The organism is Enterobacter cloacae complex sp. 2022EL-00788 (genome assembly GCF_026627565.1).
Classification (GTDB): Bacteria; Pseudomonadota; Gammaproteobacteria; order Enterobacterales; family Enterobacteriaceae; genus Enterobacter; species Enterobacter pasteurii.
The window spans coordinates 70,523-86,141 of the sequence record NZ_JAPNMC010000011.1; the positions used below are offsets into that span (position 1 = coordinate 70,523).

Below are 15,619 nucleotides of genomic sequence, written 5' to 3' on the forward strand. Positions count from 1 at the left end.
ATTATTCCTTGACTACCGGCACACCAGAGCTCGCCGGAATGTCAGACGCAGGCGCAAGTTGATGTTCAAGTCGTTTAATTTTACGTTCAGCGCGAACAAGAGAAACACGAACCTTAAGCCAGAAGAGGCCACATACGAGCCAACCTATGACAAATCCCGCCGCAAATAATACTGCCAGCAGGCTCGACACCCGGTACTCGCCCTGCGCCAGCAGATAGTTGAAGCTTACCTGTTGATCGTTTTGCGCGCCCAATGTGACTGAAATGACAAAAATCGCCAACACCAGTAAGAAAATGAGTAAATATTTCACATGACTTCCCGTTATGTGGTTCGAGCGTATAAAGCGTGTTCAACTCACTGCAATCAGCCTTATAAGCTACCATTTTAGTGGCGGGCGCGAAACGGAAAAAGTAACGCGCCCTTCATGGATTTAGGGTCTAAATGCGGAAAATCAAGCTTCAGGTTCCGCCTGACTCCCTTTCGGCTATTTCTTCCTTCTCTTCCGGCGGTGGCGTTAGTGGCCCACAAAAACGTTGAGCAAGCCACGTCGCCAGCGTCACCAGTACCCACGAGATCAGCGTTGCGACCACTAAATCACGCGGCCAGTGCATTCCCAGCAGCATCCGGCTACCCATTACGCCCGTGGCCCAGACCAGCAACAACGCAATGGTTAAGGTGCGTCGGCGCGGCCATAAAAGCCCTACGCCAAGCAATGCCCAGCTGGCGGCAAACATCGTGTGCCCGGAAGGAAACGCAAAACCGGTCTCTTTTTGCCAGTGTTTGCGTAAAAAGGTCGGAATATCCTGCTGTTCCGCAAGCTGTTCTTTCACCAGCGCCCCGCGATCTTTACGCTTTAAATTGTAGAACTCATCCACGGGAACATGGTGTGTTTTTTCCAGCCAGACGACGAAGGGGCGAGGTTCCTGCACGCGATCTTTTACCCACGACTTTACCCCCTGCCCGACAAGAATAGCGCCGGCGAGAATGGCAAACAGGACCAGCGCCGCGCGCAGGCGAAAGCGCAGGCACCACAGAAACCAGCCACAGAGCAGCACGTGCGTAATAATCCCCCACGGCTGGGTGACCGTCTCGGTTATCCAGTATAAGGTTTTCAGCCACGTCTCGTTTTGTCCGGGCTGCCATGTCCAGCCGGAAAACCACACAACCAGTGGTATAACAAGCAATACGGCGGCGCCGGCGGCCGTGCGTCTGGCGATTGAAAGCATGTCCTCTCCTTTTTCACTAAGCACCACAATCATAACTGAATTTCATCTTTCTGGTGGATATGTCGGATCGTGCGTTTAACGTTCATATAGGGTGGTGGTGATTAGGTGAAGTTGCCGGGCTTGTGGCAAAATAGTCGAATACAGAAAGTAAAACGGGGCAAGGACACGAAACGTGTCAGCCTGGTCTGGAGAATCACATGCAGCTTAAACGTGTGGCAGAAGCCAAACTGCCAACCCCATGGGGCGATTTCCTGATGGTGGGTTTTGAAGAACTGGCAACCGGGCAGGATCACGTCGCCCTGGTGTTCGGCGACATTTCAGGGCAGACGCCGGTGCTGTCCCGCGTTCATTCAGAGTGTCTTACCGGTGACGCGCTGTTCAGCCTGCGCTGCGACTGCGGCTTCCAGCTTGAAGCTGCCCTTTCTCATATCGCAGAGGAAGGCCGCGGCGTGCTGCTGTATCACCGCCAGGAAGGGCGTAACATTGGCCTGCTGAATAAAATCCGCGCCTATGCGTTGCAGGATCAGGGCTACGATACGGTTGAAGCCAATCATCAGTTAGGCTTTGCGGCTGACGAGCGCGATTTCACCCTGTGTGCAGATATGTTCAAGCTGCTGGGCGTGGACGAAGTGCGTCTGTTGACCAATAACCCGAAGAAGGTTGAGATCCTTACTGAAGCGGGCATCAATATCGTTGAGCGCGTGCCGCTGATTGTAGGTCGCAACCCGAAAAATGCACACTACCTCGATACCAAAGCCGCCAAGATGGGCCATCTGCTGAGCGAGTAATCGCAAAATGCCCGGCACGCGTGCCGGGCGTCTTTTATCAGTCCAGCATCTTACGAATCACATAATGCAAAATGCCGTCGTTCTGGTAATAGGTCAGCTCTGTTGCCGTATCAATACGACAACGACAGTCCAGCACTTCCGTTTGACCGTCCGCGCGCGTTAACTTCACCGGCACCGTTTTACCCGGTTGCAGCTGTTGCAGACCGCTGATATCGATCTGCTCTTCCCCGGTCAGACCCAGCGTTTTACGCGTCACGCCCTGCGGAAACTCCAGCGGCAGGATCCCCATCCCGATCAGGTTTGAACGGTGAATACGTTCAAACGATTCGGCAATGACCACGCGAACACCGAGCAGGCGCGGCCCCTTCGCAGCCCAGTCGCGGCTGGAGCCGGAGCCGTACTCTTTCCCGGCAATGACCGCCAGCGGCGTTCCCTCCTGCTGATATTTCACGGCAGCATCATAAATCGAGATGACCTCCGTATCCGGCAGATGGCGCGTCATGCCCCCTTCCACGCCCGGCACCATTTCGTTTCGAATGCGGATGTTGGCAAACGTGCCGCGCATCATGACTTCGTGATTTCCGCGACGCGAGCCGTAGGAGTTAAAATCGCGGCGTTCCACCCCACGGCTTTGCAGATAACGCCCCGCAGGGCTGTCCGCCTTGATGCTCCCGGCCGGTGAGATATGGTCGGTCGTGACGGAATCCCCCAGCATCGCCAGAATGCGCGCACCGTGAATGTCCTTCAGCGGCGCGGGCTCTGCCGGCATCTCGTCAAAGAACGGCGACAGGCGGATATAGGTGGAATCGTCCTGCCAGCCATAGGTGTCAGAGCCAACGACGTCGATCGATTTCCATTCCGGCGTACCTTCAAAGACTTCGGCATATTCCTTGCGGAACATCTCGGTGGAGACTTTCTCTACCGCGCGCGCAATTTCACGCGACGAAGGCCAGATGTCCTTCAGGTATACCGGTTCATTCTTGCGATCGTGCCCAATCGGATCGGTCGCCAGGTTAATATTCATGTTACCTGCCAGGGCATACGCCACCACCAGCGGCGGCGAGGCCAGCCAGTTGGTCTTCACCAGCGGATGAATACGGCCTTCGAAGTTACGGTTACCGGAAAGCACCGCGCCAACGGTCAGATCGCCCTGCCTGATCGCCACTTCAATGGGTTCAGGCAGCGGGCCGGAGTTACCGATGCAGGTCGTACAGCCGTAGCCCACGAGGTTAAAGCCCAGCTCGTCCAGGTAAGGCGTGAGTCGTGCCTGGGCCAGATAATCAGAAACCACTTTTGAACCCGGTGCCAGAGAGGCCTTGACCCACGGCTGCGGCTTGAGCCCCAGCTCTACCGCTTTTTTAGCCAGCAGCCCGGCTGCCATGAGCACGCTCGGGTTGGAGGTATTGGTACAGGACGTGATGGCGGCGATCACCACCGCGCCGTCAGGAAGCTGATACTGATGACCGTTCAGAACATAGTCGACCGGACGGCGATCTTTTTGCGCCGTATTCACCTCCAGCTCGTTGCTGGCGGCAAAGGCAGCCGGAACGTTGCTTAAGGCGACGCGGTCCTGAGGTCGTTTTGGCCCTGCGAGGCTTGCCTCAACGGTGCCCATATCCAGTTCAAGCGTGCTGGTAAATACCGGTTCGTCACCCGGGTTACGCCACATGCCCTGCGCTTTGGTATAGGCCTCGACGAGGGCAACCTGCTCCTCGCTGCGGCCGCTGAGTCGCATATACTCCAGCGTAACGCTATCAATCGGGAAGAAGCCACAGGTCGCGCCGTATTCGGGCGCCATGTTAGCGATGGTGGCACGGTCCGCCAGCGGTAATGAGTCCAGTCCATCGCCGTAAAACTCAACGAATTTGCCCACCACGCCGTGCTTGCGCAGCATTTGCGTGACCGTAAGCACCAGGTCCGTGGCGGTAATGCCTTCGGATAATTTACCGGTCAGCTTAAAGCCCACCACATCCGGAATGAGCATGGATACCGGCTGGCCAAGCATGGCCGCCTCCGCTTCAATCCCGCCGACGCCCCAGCCCAGAACGCCGAGGCCGTTGATCATGGTGGTGTGTGAATCGGTGCCGACCAGCGTATCCGGGTAGGCCACCCACGCTTTATCCTGCAGCTCACTCCAGACGGCTTTGCCGAGATATTCGAGGTTAACCTGGTGGCAAATGCCGGTTCCCGGCGGCACCACGCTGAAGCGGCTGAACGCCTGCTGACCCCATTTAAGGAATACGTAGCGTTCATGGTTACGCTCCATCTCCAGACGGACGTTTTCGCCAAACGCATCGTCGTCGCCGAAGCGATCCACGGTCACCGAGTGGTCGATGACAAGATCGACCGGAGAGAGCGGGTTAACCTTCGCGGTGTCGCCCCCGAGACGCTTAACGGCTTCACGCATGGCGGCCAGATCAACGACCGCCGGCACGCCGGTGAAATCCTGCATTAACACCCTGGCCGGGCGATAGGCTATCTCTCTGTCTGCGTGAGCATTCTTTAGCCACCCTGCCAGAGCATGGATATCCTCCTCGGTAACCGAGTCGCCATCCTGCCAGCGTAAAAGGTTTTCCAGTAAGACTTTCAACGACTTGGGTAACCGCGAAATGTCCCCAAGCGTTCTGGCTGCCAGCGGTAAGCTGTAGTAGTGCCAGGTTTTATTTTCCGCCTGTAATGTGTCCTTACTGGCTTCGCGTAGGGTTAACGACATAAGCTCCTCCATAAAAACAGGGATGTCCTGACAATCATCAGGGCTGTAATTAAAGATAACACAAAGATGTCGTAACGTTTTGATAACAACCCGAATTGATAAATTTCGGAATGCTCCAGGGCGCGGGATAAAACAAAAAACCCCGCCGTGGCGAGGTTTTACGATTTAGTGGAGAGCCAGCCAGATGAGCTGACACCAGAAGAGGATCGACGCCGAGAATACGCCGAGCCACGACCAGTATTTTAAGGTTGTCATGTTATTCATCATAGGGACACCAGACTTTATTTATTAAACATGGCGAGGTCTGCCCTCGGTCTATATTGCTGATGTGTATTTATTAAAGAGTAAAAAAGTGCAGAGTCTTTATTCAGACTATTTGCATCGTTACGCAAAATACTAAATTATTGTTTTTTGGGTTCGTCTTCCGCGAACACATCAATAAAGGCCTGCTGTTGCGGCGTCAGTTTCCACGAGGCCGGCACGCTGGTTGCTGGCGCCTTGCGCGCTTTGTGAGCATTGTCACGAAGCTGACACATCACTTTTATCGCTTCTGTACGCACCGTTATGGCCATATTCAACCCCAGTATTTCCAGACAAGAAGCGCAACCACCACCCAAAACAGGGCAGAGCCAAGAAAGACCGCCAGCCAGGCTTTACGCTTAAGCGCGGGATCCCTTTGCGGTTCTTCACTTCCTGACGGCATTGCTAACCTCATACAATCGATATCGCTTATCATTTAGAGACCAAACAATTGGCACAAGTAATCATCTGATGAGATAAATCCTAAAGAAACTTTAGCCGAAAAGCCAGTGAATTTACGCATCTGCGTCCAGGAATATTCAATCTTTTGACCAGAAATAAATAATTGAAAAGAATAATTTGCACACCTGTAAATTACTTTCTACTTTTGTCGCAAATTTGCGACAGTAAAACCTTAGTCATTAAATGGATTATGAGGATATATGACGGTGACGCAGATGATGATAATTCTAATTCAGGTTTGCGGGGTAAATTCGGCATCTTTCCGCAGGAGAAAGATACCGGATGTGATTATTTGGCGGGGAGCTTAATGTCTTTAAACATCTCTTCGATGTCTTCGTTGGAGCGCAGGGCCACTGCCGTATCCACCACGTCGCGCGTAAGATGCGGCGCGAAGCGTTGAATAAAGTCATACATATAGCTGCGCAGGAAGGTGCTGCGACGAAAACCTATCTTGGTGGTGCTGTGGCTGAAAATATCATGCGCGTCCAGGCGCACCAGGTCCGGATCGGAGACCGGATCCACCGCCATGCTCGCAATTACCCCAACGCCAAGCCCGAGTCGAACGTAGGTTTTAATCACGTCCGCATCCGTCGCGGTAAAGACAATACGCGGTGTTAAACCCGCGCGGTTGAAGGCGGTATCAAGCTCCGAACGGCCCGTAAAGCCAAACGTATAGGTGACCAGCGGATATTGCGCCAGCTCTTCTATAGTCACTTCCCCCTTCCCCGCCAGCGGATGGTCGGGCGTTACGACAATTGAGCGGTTCCAGTGATAGCACGGCAGCATCACCAGGTCGTCGTACAGGTGAAGGGCTTCCGTTGCGATGGCAAAATCCGCATTGCCTTTTGAGACGGCTTCGGCGATTTGCGTCGGCGAGCCCTGATGCATATGCAGCGAAACGCGGGGATAGCGTTCGATAAAGCCTTTAATTACGCCGGGAAGCGCGTATCGCGCCTGCGTATGCGTGGTGGCAATATACAGGGAGCCTTTATCGGGCCAGGTATGCTCCCCCGCGACGGATTTAATAGCGTCCACTTTGGAAAGCACTTCCCGTGCAATACGGATGATTTCCTGTCCCGCCGGCGTGACCTGCGTCAGATGTTTACCGCTGCGGGCAAAAATCTGAATACCTAACTCATCCTCCAGCATACGCACCTGCTTACTGATGCCGGGCTGGGAGGTATAAAGACCTTCTGCGGTGGAAGAGACATTGAGGTTGTGATTGACGACCTCAACGATATAGCGAAGCTGCTGTAATTTCATGCCTGACCATCCGATTTAGCGCATGCGTCCATCGCTTAAGACGATTTGATAATAAGAAACGGGTTAACTATAACCACTATATCATTTATAGCCAGGCTGTATAGTACGGAACAAAAAATAATAACGAGGTAATAAAAAAAGGCCGGAAGTCCGGCCCTTTCACAGGTAAGTTACGGTAAGGGAAGATTATTTCTTGCCTTCAACCCATTTGCCGTCAACAAAGAAGGCTGACCAGCCGGTCGCTTTACCCTCTTTCTCCGCCGCCACGTACTGCTGCTTCGTTTTACGGCTAAAACGCACCACGGTTTTATTGCCTTCCGGATCCTGCTGCGGCGCATCGGCCAGGTAGCGCAGTTTTTCCGGCAGGCGGTCGCGGAAGCGGTAAAGCTCTTCTACCAGCGGCGCGCGCGTTTCACGTGATTTCGGGAAAGTATTGGCCGCGAGGAATACCCCGGCAGCGCCGTCACGCAGCACGAAGTAGGCGTCCGACTTCTCACACGGCAGCTCCGGAAGCGGAACCGGATCTTCCTTCGGCGGTGCGACTTCACCGTTACGCAGGATCTTGCGCGTGTTTTTACAGTCGTCGTTGGTGCACGCCATGTACTTACCGAAGCGTCCCATTTTCAGGTGCATTTCGGAACCACATTTCTCACACTCGACGATTGGGCCATCGTAGCCTTTAATGCGGAACTCGCCCTCTTCAATCTCGTAACCGTCGCAGGTCGGGTTATTACCGCAGACGTGCAGCTTGCGTTTCGGATCGATCAGGTAGCTGTCCATCGCCGTGCCGCATTTCTTGCAGCGGCGCTTAGCGCGAAGCGCGTTAGTTTCCGCATCATCCCCTTCCAGCACGTTGAGAACTTCGTTCTCCGGAACGAGGTTGATAGTGGTTTTGCAACGCTCTTTCGGGGACAGCGCGTACCCGGAGCAGCCGAGGAACACGCCCGTGGTGGCGGTGCGAATGCCCATCTTACGGCCACAGGTCGGGCAGTCGATGCTGGTCAGAACCATCTGGTTAGGCAGCATTCCGCCCTCTTCAGGATCTTTCTCGGCTTTCTCAAGCTGGTTGGTAAAATCGCTGAAGAAGCTATCGAGAACCTTTTTCCACTCGGCCTTGTGGCTGGCAACCTCGTCAAGGCTGTCCTCCATCTGCGCGGTGAAATCGTAGTTCATCAGTTCACGGAAGTTAGCTTCCAGCCGGTCAGTAACGATCTCGCCCATTTTTTCGGCATAGAAACGACGGTTCTCAACGCGAACGTAACCGCGATCCTGAATGGTCGAGATGATTGACGCGTAGGTGGACGGACGGCCAATACCGCGTTTTTCCAGCTCTTTCACCAGCGACGCTTCGCTGAAGCGCGCAGGCGGCTTGGTGAAGTGCTGAGCCGGAACGAGATCGACCAGCGACAACTCGTCACCTTTATTGACGGACGGCAGCGTTCGGTCTTCATCCCCTTTACGCAGCGCGGGCATTACTTTTGTCCAGCCGTCGAAACGCAGAATACGGCCGCGAGCCTTCAGGCGGAAATCACCTGCACCGACGGTCAGGGTGGTGGAGTCGTATTTCGCAGGCGTCATCTGGCAGGCCACGAACTGGCGCCAGATCAGCTGATAAAGCTTCTGCGCATCCGCTTCCATATCTTTCAGGGATTCAGCCAGTACGGAAACGTCAGAAGGACGAATCGCCTCGTGCGCTTCCTGAGAATTCTCCTTGCTGGCGTACTGATTAGGGCTTTCCGGCAGGTATTTTTTACCGAAGTTGTCGCCAATGTAGCCGCGCACCATGTTGACAGCATCCTGGCTCAGGTTGGTTGAGTCAGTACGCATGTAGGTGATGTAACCCGCTTCATACAGACGCTGGGCCATCATCATGGTCTTCTTCACGCCATAGCCCAGACGCGTGCTGGCAGCCTGCTGAAGGGTAGACGTAATAAACGGCGCGCCAGGCTTGCTGCTGGTCGGTTTATCTTCACGATCCAGAACCTGATAACGCGCTTTTTCCAGCAGCGCCACGGCGGCCATTGTCTGGTCGCGGTTTTCAGGACGGAACGGCTTGTCGTTGTGGTGGCTCACCTGCAGGGGCAGCGCATCGCCGCCCGGCGTGGTGACATTCGCATCCACTTCCCAGAACTCTTCCGGAACGAACGCTTTGATTTCGCGTTCGCGCTCCACGACAAGGCGCACGGCAACGGACTGTACGCGCCCAGCTGAAAGACCGCGAGCGACCTTTTTCCACAGCAGCGGCGAGACCATGTAGCCCACAACGCGGTCCATAAAGCGACGCGCCTGCTGAGCGTTTACACGGTCGATATTCAGTTCACCCGGCTTTTCAAACGCCTGACGAATCGCATTCTTTGTAATTTCGTTAAACACTACACGGCTGTAGCGTTTGTCGTCTCCGCCGATCACTTCCCGCAGGTGCCATGCGATGGCTTCCCCTTCGCGGTCAAGGTCGGTTGCGAGATAGATGTGGTCGGCTTTTTCAGCCAGCTGCTTCAGCTCGTTAACGACTTTCTCTTTGCCTGGCAGCACTTCATATTGTGCATCCCAGTTGTGCCATGGGTTAACACCCATGCGGTTGACAAGCGCGCTACGTTCATCCTTTTTAGGCTTTTTAGCCCCTTTGGTGGAGGTAGAGTCTGCGCTCTTTTTGCTGGCTGAGCCACTGGTCGGCAAATCGCGGATGTGACCAACGCTGGACTTAACCACGTAGTCATTGCCCAGATATTTATTGATCGTTTTGGCTTTTGCCGGGGACTCAACGATGACGAGAGCTTTACCCATATTCACCTTTACCTAATTTAATTCTTCCAGGAATACGCCGCACGTTGATTTCCCTTCCGCTGACGACGAGCCATTGATATTGCGACGGCGTCAGGGGATATCAACCCCTATGTCTTACCGAACGTCAGAATGGCGACATCCAGGTCATTGAGTTATCGGGTATTTTTCTCACATCACTATTCATTCGTGACGAATTCCCGGTCGAATGTCAAGCAATTCTGTTGCCAGAATGACGAAAGCGCACACTGTACCTGATAAAATTCGTTACGCAACTTTATTAGCATGCAAAAGCAAATCCCGCCAGCAAGCCGCCGGTTCCTTATCCCCTCTGATAACAGGGAAAATTTGCCCCTGAAGCGCCCCAGGCGTAGACTATTGTCACTGTTTAAGGAGTGGAATATGCAGAATACAACCCAACCCATTGACCGAGCTTCTCTGCTTATCGAAGCAAACAAACTCATTCGAGACCATGAGGATACCCTGGCAGGGATCGAAGCGACTGGCGTAGAACAACGTAATGGCGTGCTGGTGTTCAGCGGTGAATACTTCCTTGATGAACAAGGGCTGCCCACCCCGAAAAGCACCGCCGTATTTAACATGTTTAAGTACCTGGCGCATGCGCTCTCAGAGAAGTATCACCTGGTCGATTAAGACAAAAACGCGAGGCAAATGCCTCGCGTTTTTCTTTACAGCAGCGGCTTTTGGCCCCGCTGGAACCAGCGCAGCAGCAGGCGATCCGCGCTTTCTGCCGCGCTATTGGTAAAGCGGTCCAAAAGGCGCTTACGCTGGGTAAAACGTACCCCTACCAGCTCGCGGCCCTCCATCAGGCTGAGCAGCAGATCGTCACTGGTGCCAACGTCATCCACCAGCCCCTTCTCCTGCGCCTGGGTGCCGTACCAGTGTTCACCCGTTGCCACCTGCTCAATATCAAGCGTAGGGCGCATACGGTGCACGAAGTCTTTGAACAGATGATGGGTTTCGTTCAGATCCTCACGGAATTTCTGCCGTCCCTCTTCTGTGTTTTCACCAAGCAGCGTCAGCGTGCGTTTGTACTGACCCGCGGTGTGCAGCTCAATATCAATCTCTTTGTTTTTCAGGAAACGATTGAAGTTAGGGATCTGCGCGACCACGCCAATCGAGCCGATAATGGAGAAAGGTGCTGCAACGATTTTGTCCGCGACGCAGGCCATCATATAGCCACCGCTCGCCGCGACTTTATCCACGGCTACAGTAAGCGGGATCTGCTTATCCCGCAGGCGCTGTAGCTGTGATGCCGCCAGCCCATACCCATGGACGACACCACCCGGGCTTTCAAGACGAACCACGACCTGATCCTGCGCAGTGGCTACGGCAAGCACCGCCGTCACCTCTTCGCGCAGTGAAGAGACTTCGTGCGCGTCCATGCTGCCTTTAAAATCGAGCACATAGACCCGCGGCTTTGCGTCTGCCTGCGGGGCACCACGCTTTGCTTTCGCCTTCGCGGCTCTGGCTTCCTGCTTCTGTTTTTTCTTGCGAGCTTTCAGCCACAGCTTCTGCTGATGATCGTCCAGCAGCGCCAGCGACATCTCTTCCTGCATCTCTTGATACTGCTCACTCAGGCGGGTAATGCGTAATTCACCGCGCTGACGCTTGCGCTGCGTCAGGTTGGCAATCAGAACGGCAATCACCGCAATAGCAATAACCACCGTCGCGATTTTGGCCAAAAACAACCCATATTGAGAAAGTAACTCCACGCGTTCCACCTTGATTTAACCACGAATCTTTCACGCCAGTGTACAACAGCCCGGCCTGGGCGTCTCGCTCGGGACATTACCTCTGCGAGGCGGCTTCAGGAATACCCCGATTCTGGTTTAAATCTTTGCAAATTGTTAATTTCCCAGCGTTCTGTCCGGTAGACTGATTGAATTCTGACGCTGTTTCGGGCATAAAGCCGAAAAGTCATAAATAAAGGTGCAGGTCCCGCCCGTTGCACCTGAGGAGTCACCGTGCATTATCAGCCACAAAAAAACCTTCTAGAGAACCGCATTATTCTGGTTACCGGTGCCAGCGACGGGATTGGTCGCGAAGCTGCCCTGACCTACTCCGAATACGGTGCCAGCCTTATTCTGCTCGGACGCAATGAAGAAAAGCTCAAGTCCGTCGCGCGGGAAATTGAAGACACCAGCGGGACGCCCACGCCCTGGTATACCCTGGATCTGCTGACCTGTACGCCAGCGTCATGCCAGGCGCTTGCCCGGCGCATTGGCGCCCACTACCCGCGCCTGGACGGCGTCCTGCATAACGCGGGATTACTCGGTGAAGTGCGCCCGATGGATGAGCAGGATCCCGAGGTGTGGCAGCAGGTGATGCAGGTAAACGTCAACGGAACGTTTTTCCTGACCCAGGCATTGCTTCCTTTATTACTAAACTCAGATTCCGGCTCGCTGGTCTTCACCTCCTCCAGCGTGGGTCGTCAGGGCCGCGCGAACTGGGGGGCATACGCTGTCTCTAAATTTGCTACTGAAGGGATGATGCAGGTGCTGGCGGAGGAGTATCAAAGCCGCCACCTGCGGGTGAACTGTATCAATCCAGGCGGTACGCGCACTAAAATGCGTGCCAGCGCGTTTCCGACCGAAGATCCGCAGAAGCTCAAAACCCCGGCCGATATCATGCCGCTCTATCTTTGGCTGATGGGCGACGACAGCCGCCGCAAAACCGGAATGACCTTTGATGCCCAGCCGGGCCGTAAGCCGGGGATTTCGCAATGAGTGAAGAACGTCACCAGCAGCGCCAGCAGCGCCTGAAAGAACAGGTCGACGCGCGCGTGGCGGCCGCACAGGATGAGCGCGGGATCGTCATCGTCTTTACCGGTAACGGCAAAGGAAAAACCACCGCCGCATTTGGCACCGCTGCCCGCGCGGTCGGACACGGCCAGAAGGTAGGCGTGATCCAGTTTATCAAGGGCGAATGGCCCAACGGTGAGCGTAATCTGCTCGAACCGCACGGCGTTGAGTTCCAGGTCATGGCGACCGGCTTCACCTGGGACACCCAGAACCGTGAAACGGATACCGCCGCCTGCCTCGCCGTCTGGGAGCACGCCAAAAGAATGCTTTCCGACCCGACGCTGAATATGGTGCTGCTGGATGAGATCACCTATATGGTGGCCTATGACTACCTGCCGCTACGGGACGTGCTGGAGGCGCTCAAGAATCGTCCGGCGAATCAGACGGCGATCGTTACGGGGCGCGGGTGCCATCGGGATATTCTGGAGCTTGCAGATACCGTCAGCGAGCTGCGTCCGGTTAAACATGCGTTCGATGCGGGTATCAAAGCGCAAATCGGGATTGATTACTAAAGAAAAAAGCCCGGTATGTTCACCGGGCTTTTCGATTAACCGTTGTTATTATTACGGCTGCCAGAGCGGCGATTGCTGCTCACCTGGCTGTGACGCTTCACCGCACGGCGGATCTGATTTGCCTTCATGCGACGACGATCTTTTTCAACCGCCACCTTAGACGTGGTTTCTGGCGTCAGTCCGACCAGATCGCGCAGGTAGTTAGTTTGCGTCAGATCCAGCTCGGTATAGCCGCCGCGAGGCAAGCCTTTAGGCAGCAGAATGTCGCCATAGCGAACGCGGATCAGGCGGCTTACCTGCACACCTACCGCTTCCCACAGGCGACGAACCTCGCGGTTACGCCCCTCGGTCAGGGTAACGTTGTACCACTGGTTAATGCCTTCACCACCGGTAAATTTGATGGTTTTGAACGCCGCAGGGCCATCTTCAAGCTGCACGCCGCGCGACAGGTCGCGCAGTTTGTTCTCGTCAACCTGGCCGAATACGCGTACTGCGTATTCACGCTCCACCTCACGGCTTGGATGCATCAGACGGTTTGCCAGTTCACCATCGGTAGTGAACAGCAGCAGGCCGCAGGTGTTCACGTCCAGACGCCCTACGGCAATCCAGCGAGCGCCACGCAGCTTAGGCAGACGGTCAAAGACCGTCGGGCGACCTTCCGGGTCGTTGCGGGTACACAGCTCGCCTTCCGGCTTGTAGTAAGCCAGCACGCGGCAGATCTGCTCAGCGGATTCTTTTACGGAGATAAGATGGCCGTCGATGCGGATCTTGAGCCCCGGTACGATTTCTACGCGGTCACCCAGCGTGGCAATTTTGCCGTCCACGCTCACGCGACCGGCTTCAATAATGGCTTCGATTTCACGGCGTGAACCGTGGCCGGCGCGCGCCAGCACTTTCTGTAACTTCTCGCTCATTGAGCTTCCTCAGGTGTCGCCTTCACAGGCGTCGAATCAGGTCAAAAACAGAGCAGCGCCCTGCTTTGATGGCCGCGTAGTATATCTGCTTACACCCTTACAAGAAAGGCTTAACGTCACCTGCGCCTTCACGAATCACTTCTGGCGCATCTTCGGTGAGATCCACCACGGTTGTCGGCTGCTGGCCGAGGTAACCGCCGTGAATAATCAGCTCTACCACCTTTTCCAGACGATCTTTGATCTCTTCCGGGTCGGATTCGGTAAACTCACTTCCCGGCAGCATCAGCGAGGTGGATAGCATCGGCTCGCCGAGGGTTTCCAGCAGCGCTTGGGCAATCGGGTTAGACGGCACGCGCATCCCGATGGTCTTGCGCTTTTCCTGCAGCAGACGCCGCGGCACCTCCTTCGTCCCCTTCAGGATAAAGGTGTAGTTACCTGGCGTGTTGTTTTTGATCAGACGAAACGCCACGTTGTCGACGTAGGCGTAGGTCGACAGCTCGGAGAGATCGCGACACATCAAAGTAAAGTTGTGCCCGTCCGGCAGCTGACGAATGCGGCAGATACGCTCCATCGCCCCTTTATCTTCAATTTTACAGCCCAGCGCGTAGCCAGAATCGGTTGGATAGACAATCACGCCGCCCTTGCGGACGATCTCCACGGCCTGATTAATCAGACGCGGCTGGGGGTTATCCGGATGGATATAGAAAAACTGACTCATACTTCCCTCTCTTCAATTTGCTGCGGCTGTTCCCAGAGCTGCCATACCGGCTCAACGCCGGCGGGCAACCAGAGCTTACGCCCCAGTTCGATCCACGCGCAGGGCTGATGAAAATCTGAACCCTGTGACCCAAGCAGGCCAAACTGGCGGGCGTAGGTCGCGAGCTGTGAGCGCTCATTGGGTGCCTGCTGACACTGGGCAACTTCCATCGCCTCACCACCGCATTCGGCAAAGTGCGCCAGCAGCCTTTTCAGCCATTTAGCAGAAAGATTATACCGCCCCGGATGGGCCAGCACCGCCTTACCGCCAGAATGATGAATCACATCAATAGCTTGTTTTATTGTACACCACTGTGGTGGAACGTATCCGGTTTTCCCGCGCGCCAGATATTTTTTAAAGACATCCGCCATGGTTGTTGCTTTCCCCGCCTCAACCAGGAAACGGGCAAAGTGGCCGCGCGTTACCGCTCCGCCGTTCGCCAGCTTTTGCGCACCCTTCAGCGCACCGGGAATATGCGCCTTCTCCAGCCGCTCGCCAATCAATTCCGCGCGATGATTGCGGCGCGCTTTTTGTTCCTGCAAAAGCGTCCGCATAGCCGGATGGTCTGGATCGATGTTAAGGCCAACGATGTGAATCTCGTGGTTTTCCCAGACGGTCGAAATCTCTACGCCGGACACCAGATTGAGCGCCAGCCCGCTGCGGGCAATCTCGGCGCGCGCCGCAGGAATGGCGTCTGTCGTGTCGTGATCGGTTATCGCCAGCGTGCCGACGCGCATTTCAACGGCGCGATGAACCAGATCTTCGGGTGTCAGCAGGCCGTCAGAGGCCTGAGTATGGCTGTGTAAATCATAAATAATGGCGTAGGTGGTATCGCTCAAAGCACTTCCCATAACAGGTTGGAGACATCCGAAGCCTCTATGATACCGACTAACGGAAAAATACTGAAATCAGTGGTTGACAATACGCTATCGAACTAGTTAACTAGTACGCAAGTTCACACGAGAAAGGTATCTGAAAATGACCGCACAATTCAATCTTCACGGTTGGTGGCGCACTTCCTGACTATCGGGCAGTGTCACGCGTCTGCGAAATGCAAACAGATACCCAGCCCGCTACC

At 54.9% G+C, this 15,619-nt stretch carries 17 protein-coding genes and 1 other annotated feature (1 of these 18 only partly in view); of the genes, 5 read left to right on the top strand and 12 right to left on the bottom strand.

Going from position 1 to position 15,619, the window contains the following annotated elements; translation table 11 throughout:
- Position 1 precedes the first annotated feature (1 nt).
- Both OWK27_RS17485 and pgpB read right to left on the bottom strand, forming a co-directional pair.
- Positions 2-310 (bottom strand): LapA family protein, encoded by a 309-nt coding sequence (locus OWK27_RS17485; protein WP_148419668.1) that lies wholly within the window; start codon positions 308-310, stop codon positions 2-4.
- Between the two features lie 148 nt (positions 311-458).
- Positions 459-1,226: a phosphatidylglycerophosphatase B gene (gene pgpB, locus OWK27_RS17490; RefSeq protein ID WP_176610164.1), complete on the bottom strand. Its 768-nt coding sequence runs from the start codon at positions 1,224-1,226 to the stop codon at positions 459-461.
- Between the two features lie 197 nt (positions 1,227-1,423).
- On the opposite strand from pgpB, the gene ribA reads away from it, so the two are divergent.
- Positions 1,424-2,014, top strand: a complete 591-nt coding sequence (ribA, locus tag OWK27_RS17495) for a GTP cyclohydrolase II (RefSeq protein ID WP_003856813.1) — start codon at positions 1,424-1,426, stop codon at positions 2,012-2,014.
- A 37-nt stretch (positions 2,015-2,051) separates the two neighbouring features.
- Here ribA and acnA read toward each other — a convergent pair whose 3' ends face one another.
- The 6 genes from acnA to topA all read right to left on the bottom strand — a co-directional run bounded on the left by acnA (position 2,052) and on the right by topA (position 9,536).
- Complete coding sequence (gene acnA / locus OWK27_RS17500; protein ID WP_267590877.1) at positions 2,052-4,727, bottom strand: aconitate hydratase AcnA; 2,676 nt, start codon at positions 4,725-4,727, stop codon at positions 2,052-2,054.
- 165 nt (positions 4,728-4,892) lie between these two features.
- A complete protein-coding gene (gene ymiC, locus OWK27_RS17505; protein WP_227009597.1) occupies positions 4,893-4,991 on the bottom strand; it encodes a small membrane protein YmiC in 99 nt (32 codons plus the stop codon).
- A 137-nt stretch (positions 4,992-5,128) separates the two neighbouring features.
- Complete coding sequence (locus OWK27_RS17510) at positions 5,129-5,299, bottom strand: hypothetical protein (RefSeq protein ID WP_267590878.1); 171 nt, start codon at positions 5,297-5,299, stop codon at positions 5,129-5,131.
- A gap of 2 nt (positions 5,300-5,301) precedes the next feature.
- The gene (locus tag OWK27_RS17515) at positions 5,302-5,442 is read right to left on the bottom strand and encodes a YmiA family putative membrane protein (protein WP_096168876.1); all 141 of its coding nucleotides are present in this window, start codon (positions 5,440-5,442) and stop codon (positions 5,302-5,304) included.
- 335 nt (positions 5,443-5,777) lie between these two features.
- Positions 5,778-6,752, bottom strand: coding sequence for an HTH-type transcriptional regulator CysB (cysB, locus tag OWK27_RS17520; RefSeq protein ID WP_006810844.1), 975 nt, complete (start codon positions 6,750-6,752; stop codon positions 5,778-5,780).
- Between the two features lie 186 nt (positions 6,753-6,938).
- A complete protein-coding gene (topA, locus tag OWK27_RS17525) occupies positions 6,939-9,536 on the bottom strand; it encodes a type I DNA topoisomerase (RefSeq protein ID WP_148419665.1) in 2,598 nt (865 codons plus the stop codon).
- A gap of 399 nt (positions 9,537-9,935) precedes the next feature.
- Between topA and OWK27_RS17530 the strand changes: the two genes are divergently transcribed.
- Positions 9,936-10,187 (top strand): YciN family protein, encoded by a 252-nt coding sequence (locus tag OWK27_RS17530; protein ID WP_080329314.1) that lies wholly within the window; start codon positions 9,936-9,938, stop codon positions 10,185-10,187.
- A gap of 35 nt (positions 10,188-10,222) precedes the next feature.
- Here the strand turns inward: OWK27_RS17530 and sohB are convergent, their stop codons facing one another.
- Complete coding sequence (gene sohB / locus OWK27_RS17535) at positions 10,223-11,269, bottom strand: protease SohB (protein WP_267590879.1); 1,047 nt, start codon at positions 11,267-11,269, stop codon at positions 10,223-10,225.
- A 252-nt stretch (positions 11,270-11,521) separates the two neighbouring features.
- Between sohB and OWK27_RS17540 the strand changes: the two genes are divergently transcribed.
- Positions 11,522-12,283 (top strand): YciK family oxidoreductase, encoded by a 762-nt coding sequence (locus OWK27_RS17540; RefSeq protein ID WP_267590880.1) that lies wholly within the window; start codon positions 11,522-11,524, stop codon positions 12,281-12,283.
- On the top strand, positions 12,280-12,870 hold the full coding sequence (cobO, locus tag OWK27_RS17545; protein ID WP_267590881.1) for a cob(I)yrinic acid a,c-diamide adenosyltransferase: 591 nt from the start codon (positions 12,280-12,282) through the stop codon (positions 12,868-12,870). The genes OWK27_RS17540 and cobO overlap by 4 nt, the downstream gene beginning before the upstream one ends.
- Before the next feature lie 35 nt (positions 12,871-12,905).
- Here cobO and rluB read toward each other — a convergent pair whose 3' ends face one another.
- From rluB to rnm, 3 genes are all read right to left on the bottom strand, one after another.
- Positions 12,906-13,784: a 23S rRNA pseudouridine(2605) synthase RluB gene (gene rluB / locus OWK27_RS17550; protein ID WP_148419661.1), complete on the bottom strand. Its 879-nt coding sequence runs from the start codon at positions 13,782-13,784 to the stop codon at positions 12,906-12,908.
- A gap of 97 nt (positions 13,785-13,881) precedes the next feature.
- Positions 13,882-14,502, bottom strand: coding sequence for an L-threonylcarbamoyladenylate synthase (locus OWK27_RS17555; RefSeq protein ID WP_023335953.1), 621 nt, complete (start codon positions 14,500-14,502; stop codon positions 13,882-13,884).
- Positions 14,499-15,392, bottom strand: coding sequence for an RNase RNM (gene rnm / locus OWK27_RS17560; RefSeq protein WP_267590882.1), 894 nt, complete (start codon positions 15,390-15,392; stop codon positions 14,499-14,501). The genes OWK27_RS17555 and rnm overlap by 4 nt, the downstream gene beginning before the upstream one ends.
- Before the next feature lie 127 nt (positions 15,393-15,519).
- Between rnm and trpL the strand changes: the two genes are divergently transcribed.
- On the top strand, positions 15,520-15,564 hold the full coding sequence (gene trpL / locus OWK27_RS24380; RefSeq protein WP_420712993.1) for a trp operon leader peptide: 45 nt from the start codon (positions 15,520-15,522) through the stop codon (positions 15,562-15,564).
- Positions 15,541-15,619 (top strand) — a sequence feature (Trp leader region); it runs 16 nt beyond the window's last position. Its footprint overlaps the gene before it by 24 nt.

Excerpts from the sequence above, each read along its gene's own strand:
- OWK27_RS17510 (WP_267590878.1), bottom strand. The coding sequence starts at position 5,299 with ATGGCCATAACGGTGCGTACAGAAGCGATAAAAGTGATGTGTCAGCTT.
- acnA (WP_267590877.1), bottom strand. The coding sequence starts at position 4,727 with ATGTCGTTAACCCTACGCGAAGCCAGTAAGGACACATTACAGGCGGAA.
- topA (WP_148419665.1), bottom strand. The coding sequence starts at position 9,536 with ATGGGTAAAGCTCTCGTCATCGTTGAGTCCCCGGCAAAAGCCAAAACG.
- OWK27_RS17530 (WP_080329314.1), top strand. The coding sequence starts at position 9,936 with ATGCAGAATACAACCCAACCCATTGACCGAGCTTCTCTGCTTATCGAA.
- cysB (WP_006810844.1), bottom strand. The coding sequence starts at position 6,752 with ATGAAATTACAGCAGCTTCGCTATATCGTTGAGGTCGTCAATCACAAC.
- rluB (WP_148419661.1), bottom strand. The coding sequence starts at position 13,784 with ATGAGCGAGAAGTTACAGAAAGTGCTGGCGCGCGCCGGCCACGGTTCA.
- ymiC (WP_227009597.1), bottom strand. The coding sequence starts at position 4,991 with ATGAATAACATGACAACCTTAAAATACTGGTCGTGGCTCGGCGTATTC.
- rnm (WP_267590882.1), bottom strand. The coding sequence starts at position 15,392 with ATGGGAAGTGCTTTGAGCGATACCACCTACGCCATTATTTATGATTTA.
- pgpB (WP_176610164.1), bottom strand. The coding sequence starts at position 1,226 with ATGCTTTCAATCGCCAGACGCACGGCCGCCGGCGCCGCCGTATTGCTT.
- cobO (WP_267590881.1), top strand. The coding sequence starts at position 12,280 with ATGAGTGAAGAACGTCACCAGCAGCGCCAGCAGCGCCTGAAAGAACAG.
- OWK27_RS17555 (WP_023335953.1), bottom strand. The coding sequence starts at position 14,502 with ATGAGTCAGTTTTTCTATATCCATCCGGATAACCCCCAGCCGCGTCTG.
- ribA (WP_003856813.1), top strand. The coding sequence starts at position 1,424 with ATGCAGCTTAAACGTGTGGCAGAAGCCAAACTGCCAACCCCATGGGGC.
- OWK27_RS17515 (WP_096168876.1), bottom strand. The coding sequence starts at position 5,442 with ATGAGGTTAGCAATGCCGTCAGGAAGTGAAGAACCGCAAAGGGATCCC.